A 6,681-nucleotide genomic window follows, 5' to 3' on the forward strand; every position below is an offset into this window, starting at 1 on the left:
AAGCCCCGATCAGAAATGACGGGGCTTTTGGTGTTCAAGGGACGCCTATTATCAACACCAAGCAATACGTCTCAATAGAACCAGAGCTTACAACAAAATGGTTTGTAGATGGAATCGATGCGAGCAGCAAAACGACAGTGCGTTTCGGCTTATCCCCAGTCGTAGCAGTGTCAATCATCTACGATGGAGGTACGCACACTGAAGCTGCCCGGTTTGGTAGTTTCGGTCATCAAATCATCCGTGCTTGGGTCATTCGTTTCAATGCCCGAGGTCCGGATGCTTGCTGAACGGACAATTCCCCGGTCATAACCGCTTCTCAAAGACGAGCATCCCAGATGTTGGGGCGTGAACTACGCTCCATAGGGTATCGGAAGCTTTCTGCCGGAACCCAGGCAGCATGCGCAGGATCGCGAAGCCTCCGCCGAATTTAAAAAATTTTCCAGCCGCTTAGGTGTAAATCCGTGAATGTCAGGAGTTGCACGAAAAAACCTCAGTCATAGGATGGTTGCTTGCACCCTCTCAGCCACACGTCGCCTAGCCCTTCGGGGGCGCACGTTCCTGCCACGAGACGTTCAATCCGGCCGGCACGCTCATTGAGCGCAGTATCATTCTCTCTAAGCTTATAAGATCCCGGTGCGATAAGCACGGCCACCAATCGAATGAACTCCTTGTTACTTAACTCTGTGGGCGGCCGACCATAGATTGCAGAACTTGCCTTGTGGAAGCCAGTTATCCACCCTTCCGGGCCTTCGCCCACCTCCAATGTGTCGAGCCAGAGGGCAAGGATTTGCTCCTTGGAAAGTCGGCGTTCCAGACCTATCGCGTACCCGGTTTGTCGAATTTTGCCGATACCGGGTTGGAATTTTTTGAACGCAAGGCGCTTGGAGGTTGACTGCGTAATTGTTGTGGCTCCTGCGCCAGCGGTCGAAAAATCTACTCCGGCATGATTAGCAAAATTTGGGTCTTCCACCTTTAGCAATATTGCCACATGTTCTGCACCAAGCGAGGCTGCCCCACGCCCCTGTGCTATCAAGTCATTCGCACGTTGACGTAATTGTGGGGCGTCCGAGAGAGCATCCCAATAACCTTTTCCACCATATAGAAAAGCCGCAATGATTAGCAGGCCGATGAAAAGACCTATGAGCTTGAAAATTCGCTTCATGCACATTCTCAATCTGAATCAGGTTAGGGAGGAACTACTGGCCACAAAACACTAAATTGTTGCGGAATTTAGGTCAAAGGGAAGCAGATAGAGGTTTGCTTTCAGGACGAAGCCCGTGTTGGTCAAAAGATGAAGTTCATCCGGCGGTAGGCGATGCGTCGAACCAGGCCCTCTGCGACGCAGGAACAACGAATCCGTTCGGCTTATATTTTCGGGGATGCGCGCCCGAAGCACGGTAAGGGCGCTGCGCTCGTCATGCCTTTTTGCGATACGCATGCGATGAAAGAGCATTTTGTCGAAGTATCCCGCTACGTTGCCCGCAACGCCCATGCTGTGCTCATTTTCGATCAGGCGGGCTGGAACATGACGAACAAGCTGAAGATTCCAAAGAATATTTCGCTCATCGCTCAGTCTTGGATTATTATTTCAATTGGACGAAGAGAATGGGCACATCGGTTCTGATAAATGAGCGTTGGTATCATTCATAATTCGCGCAGATGCCCAGCAGGCAGATGACAATTGTTTGTCAGCCTGTTCGAGGCTTATTTCTGGCGGAGCCGGTTTTATTCAGGCTCAAAGGCGTTACCTCCACCATGGGGGTACAGCCAGCTTTCGGCGGTCCAGATATAATTGATATCGACACCCCATTTCTGATTGAGTTCGTCACAACTGAAGTCATGATCCAGAAGATTGGGAGCGACAGGCTGACCATGATTGCTATCGGTCGTGCGGTGAGGTCCTGACCAATACCTTCTTCATTCAGTTCGACATGCATTTGCGGGTTGCCATAGGCTTCACGTGACAGTTCAGACTGATTACGAATGTGAGCCAGGATAATCATGTCATCAAGCTGGCGACGGTTGGGACCGTGATGCTTCCAGGCATAATAACCGCTGATACTGACGCCTGCGAAAGCGCACAGCCGTGACAAAGACATGTGGGCCTTCTCCGCGTCAATGAACGCAAATTCATCGAACTGTTTTCCTATCCGCATCAACTCAAGCGAAGAAGGCCGTCGCGTTATGCAGGAAAAACGATTCACTGGATCGTTTTCGCGCCCTGCTTCAATTCTAGCTCTCCTGTCAGTTCCATCTAATAGAAGTCGCGTGGCTAGTTTTCATCTTGCATGGTGCAAAATTCGTTGCTTGAGCGAGAGCGAAATAGCAGAGCTTCATTCGTGAAAGTACAAGAGGAGATTTATAAATTATACAGCGACTGCAATAGTTCAATTTGAAATGTGACTCAAAACTGACATCGCAGCCGCTAGATGTAATTACTATTTTACAAATTATGCACTGACTAAGCCGATTGCGCGGCCCATGCCACCTGTTGCGCCCTCAAATTTGTGGGGCAAGAAGATAAAGATTGCTCCACGTGTGGGCAGCTTTCCGAGATTGGTGAGATTTTCAGTGGCAATCATACCATATCCAAGGGCAGCCCAGTGCGGTGTATAGTCATCTTGCATCAAGCCTATGCCGCGACCGTCAATGCCAATATGTTTAACTCCGCGTTCATGCAGGAGCTTGATAGCATCCGCACCCGGTGCAGGATGTGATCGGTCATATTTGAAGCCTTCGGGATAGGGGCGGAAGTAATTGTCCGACCAGTCGGTACGAAAAAGAACGATATCGCCTGAAGAAAATGGCCCGTTTTCTATTTCCCATGCTTCAAGAAATGCACGGTCAATAACAGGACTTTGTGCAAGATGTGTCGTTTCACCTTTGGGGACGGTTGCAATAAGCGGACGAACATCCACTATGACAGCGGGGCCGATCATGTCATTTAGGTCAAGTTGTTCGATCGTTACACTGCCAAATTCGTTGGCGTGAGGCAATCCTGTGTCCGCTGCCGGAATCATATGGCAGGGGGCGTCACAGTGGGTACCTGTGTGATCATCGTGAACCTGTACATATTCAAGAAACTGTCCCCGCGGCCATGTGTAGTGGTTCATCATGAATTGGCCGAAACGTTGGCCTTCGGGAGGTGATGACGGCTGGTTTTCACCAGTGAGTACCGAGAGGTCGATAAGCTTCGCATCTTTTATCAGGGATAATAGCAGATCAGCATTTGACATAGATCGTACCTTGAACTGTGAGTGAAACTCAAAAGACTGGACAGGTTATCAACGATGTTGTCAACAGTTTCCTATAAGAAAAATAAATTTCTTTAATTGAAACGATACGTTGGCTATGTCGTATTCTTTTTTACTCTTTTTCCAAGTCTGTCGCTGAGAACTTCGCGTAAGGTTTGGGCAAGGTTCGGCGTGGCACTAGAGCACATGACCAATAATTTTGCAGGGAATTCGCCAGTTGAGAGATAGGCGTGTCCCATCGTACTATCGAAATAGGCCGAGTCACCTTTCTCCAAAATTGTTGGTTCATAAAGCTCTGTTTGAAGTTCAATACTGCCTTCCAGTACGTAAAGATATTCTTCGCCGACATGATTCCATAGACCGCCGACTTCATTGATTGAGCGAGCACGAACATCAATCATCATGGGAATGATGCGCTTATGTGCAATGTCAGTACAGACATAGGTGTAAGTAAAGTTGTCGTCGCCCATAACCAAACCCGTTCCATCGCGGGAAATGCTTCTGCGTCCGGTGAGTTTCCTCACTTCTTCGCCTTTGGCACCCGAACCGGAAACCAGATCCCCTATTTCGATGCCGAGCCCTGCGCAGAGTTGTAATATCGACTGGTAGGATGGGGAAATAAGATCATTCTCAATTTTGGAGAGAGTTGACTTGGACATTCCGGTTTTCGCCGCTACGTCTGCAAGCGTCCACCCATGATAGCCTCTTCTTTCACGAAGTGCTTCACCTATCGAGGGTTTATTAACATTAGAGGGGGCTGTTGAAGTCATTTTCTCATCCGAGATATCAAGAAACTAAATAGATCATAGCAGTTATGCGCTGCTTCCAATTGTTTGAATATTTTCTGGCGTCGCTGAACGAAAGTCAATCTTTATGTGTTTCTGCATTGACACAAGGTTTCCTATATGAAACTTTGTTGCTGAAGATGTAACATAGCAGGAAAATATAGATGGCCGATTTATCTGGCAAAATCATCTGGGTTACGGGAGCAGGGAGTGGAATTGGTGAAGCTACTTCTTTAACCCTTGCTGCAGCAGGTGCCACTGTTGTGCTCACTGGGCGTCGGCAGAATGCGCTTGAGTCCGTTGCGTCTAGAATAATTGCTGTCGGCGGTTCAGCTATTATTGAACAGGGCGATCTGACCGATGCAGTGCGCGTACAGGAAATCGTGGATTCTATTGTGAAACGGTTTGGGCGACTTGATATCCTCGTCAATAATGCTGGCATTAATATTCGCGACAGAAGCTCCGCAACTTTAACACCCGCAGGCATCGACACGTTATTATCTACCAACCTTGCAGCCGCTTTCTACTGTGTTACGAGCGTGCTGCCGATTTTTAGGGATCAAGGTGGCGGCCTCATGATTCATACAGCATCATGGTTAGGTCGCCATAGCCATAAACTGGCGGGTGCCGGATATAGCGCAACAAAGCATGCAGTCGTGGCAATGAGCCATGCCATTAACATGGAAGAGTTCTCTAACAATATCCGCTCATGCGCGGTGTGCCCAGGCGAGGTTGCCACGCCCGTTCTCAAAAATCGTCCCGTTCCTGTTCCACAGGATGAACAGGATCGCATGTTGCAGTCCCAAGATCTTGCCAACATGATTTTGATGGTTGCATTGCTCCCGGATCGGGTCTGCGTCAATGAGATAGTCATTAGTCCAACCTGGAACAGGATGTTCTTATCTCAAGAGCAATCGGGGCTTGTTGCACCTTTTAAAGGTGCATCTGCTTAAAGGGCCAAAGTGCTATGTCATATGTTCAGCAGGAAACTCATGGGAAGATAATTGGTCCGCTTCTTCAAATGCGGGATATCACAAAACGTTTTGGTTCCATATGTGCACTGAATGGTGTTGATCTTGATGTCTACGCAGGTGAAATTCACGCACTAATGGGTGAAAATGGTGCCGGTAAATCAACTTTGATGAAAGTTCTGTCGGGTGCTCATCCGGCAACATCAGGTGAAATCAAGGTTGCTGGCAAGTCGATTACAATCTCCGGACCAGCTCATGCCCGTGGACTGGGTATTTCTATAATTTATCAGGAGCTGGCACTTGCTCCTAATCTGACGGTTGCTGAAAATATGCTGCTGGGGCGTGAGCAGACAACTATGGGAGTTTTGAACCGTCGTGCAATGAACCGGCTCTGCGAAAACATTCTTGAAGAGCTGGGTGTTGATTTCGATACAGCGGATAAGGTTGCAACCCTGTCACTTGCACAGCGGCAACAGGTGGAAATTGCAAAGGCGCTGCTATCAGACTGCCGCATCCTTGTCATGGATGAGCCAACAACATCTCTATCCTCAACCGAATGTGACAGGTTATTCCAACTCATTCGTCGATTGCGCGATAAAGGTATGGCAATCATTTATATCAGCCATCGAATGAATGAGATTTACGACTTGAGTGACCGGGTTACTGTGTTGCGCGATGGGGTGTATATTGGCTGTATTCAGCGCTCACAGCTGTCCGAAGAACTCCTCGTTCAAATGATGGTGGGACGAGATATTTCGAGCTTTTATCAAAAAGATCGAAACGTACAGTATCAGCCAGGACAGAAGATCCTTGAAGTTACCGACATTGCAGATAATCGTAAAGTTTTAGGTCTTTCATTTGATATTCATGCCGGTGAAATTCTTGGCTTGGCGGGTATTGTAGGAGCAGGACGTACAGAGCTTGCGCGTCTCATTTATGGGGCTGATAAAAAAACTTCTGGCAAAGTTGCTCTTCAAGGGCATCAGTTGAACATAAACACCCCCTTGGACGCAATTGCTGCAGGTATAGTTTACCTGACCGAGGATAGAAAAGGCGAAGGGCTATTTCTCGACATGAGCGTGTCGAAGAATATAAATATTGCTGCATTGGAACAGGATAGCCACGGTTTCGGTTTCTTGAACTTTCAAAAGGCAAGCCATAGGACAAAAATGGCTATTGCCGATATGCAAATCGCTGTGGCTAGCCCTCAAGTCAATGTCGGCTCACTTTCAGGGGGAAACCAGCAAAAAGTATTGCTGGCACGGCTTTTACAAACCAACCCAAGAGTCTTGATTTTGGATGAGCCGACGCGCGGTGTTGATATCGGCGCTAAGTCAGAGATTTATCGAATCATAGAAGCGCTTAGTGAACGAGGAACATGTGTTCTCGTTATTTCGAGTGAGCTCCCAGAACTTGTCGGAATTTGTGACCGTATTCTCGTGATGCGAGAAGGCCTTCTTGCAGGTGAAGTTGGAGGCCATAGCGGTATTGCGATTGATTCCGAGGCGATCATTGCAATTGCAACAGGGTCAGCTTCAGCCAATAAATAAAAATCAGGGAACTACCTTCATGACAGCTTCAGATACAGTTACTTTGAATAGCCCCGAGTTTATTAGACACTCTTCGTCTTCATTTTGTGGTTCTGTTCAAAGTGTACTGGTGACAGCATAC

6 protein-coding genes and 2 pseudogenes are annotated in these 6,681 nt (G+C 47.9%); 4 read left to right on the forward strand and 4 right to left on the reverse strand.

Annotated features, from left to right (window positions below):
* Positions 1–287, forward strand: a pseudogene (locus FHY56_RS18070) (hypothetical protein); the annotation flags it as partial.
* Between the two features lie 203 nt (positions 288–490).
* Here FHY56_RS18070 and FHY56_RS17590 read toward each other — a convergent pair.
* Positions 491–1,162, reverse strand: coding sequence for a transglycosylase domain-containing protein (locus FHY56_RS17590; protein WP_140906420.1), 672 nt, complete (start codon positions 1,160–1,162; stop codon positions 491–493).
* 153 nt (positions 1,163–1,315) lie between these two features.
* Between FHY56_RS17590 and FHY56_RS17595 the strand changes: the two genes are divergently transcribed.
* A complete protein-coding gene (locus FHY56_RS17595) occupies positions 1,316–1,624 on the forward strand; it encodes a hypothetical protein (RefSeq protein WP_140906421.1) in 309 nt (102 codons plus the stop codon).
* A gap of 137 nt (positions 1,625–1,761) precedes the next feature.
* On the opposite strand, the pseudogene FHY56_RS17600 reads toward FHY56_RS17595, so the two are convergent.
* The 3 genes and pseudogenes from FHY56_RS17600 to FHY56_RS17610 all read right to left on the reverse strand — a co-directional run.
* Positions 1,762–2,159, reverse strand: a pseudogene (locus FHY56_RS17600) (IS3-like element IS1953 family transposase); the annotation flags it as partial.
* 291 nt (positions 2,160–2,450) lie between these two features.
* Positions 2,451–3,236 carry a cyclase family protein gene (locus tag FHY56_RS17605; RefSeq protein WP_140906422.1) on the reverse strand — a complete coding sequence of 262 codons (786 nt, stop codon included), beginning with the start codon at positions 3,234–3,236 and terminating at the stop codon, positions 2,451–2,453.
* 113 nt (positions 3,237–3,349) lie between these two features.
* On the reverse strand, positions 3,350–4,024 hold the full coding sequence (locus tag FHY56_RS17610; RefSeq protein ID WP_140906423.1) for a helix-turn-helix domain-containing protein: 675 nt from the start codon (positions 4,022–4,024) through the stop codon (positions 3,350–3,352).
* A 179-nt stretch (positions 4,025–4,203) separates the two neighbouring features.
* On the opposite strand from FHY56_RS17610, the gene FHY56_RS17615 reads away from it, so the two are divergent.
* Positions 4,204–4,992: an SDR family oxidoreductase gene (locus FHY56_RS17615; protein WP_140906424.1), complete on the forward strand. Its 789-nt coding sequence runs from the start codon at positions 4,204–4,206 to the stop codon at positions 4,990–4,992.
* A gap of 14 nt (positions 4,993–5,006) precedes the next feature.
* Entirely contained in the window at positions 5,007–6,560 is a 1,554-nt protein-coding gene (locus tag FHY56_RS17620; protein WP_140906425.1) for a sugar ABC transporter ATP-binding protein, read from the forward strand.
* Positions 6,561–6,681 lie beyond the last annotated feature (121 nt).

It is taken from the genome of Brucella gallinifaecis (assembly GCF_006476605.1).
GTDB classification, from domain to species: Bacteria; Pseudomonadota; Alphaproteobacteria; order Rhizobiales; family Rhizobiaceae; genus Brucella; species Brucella gallinifaecis.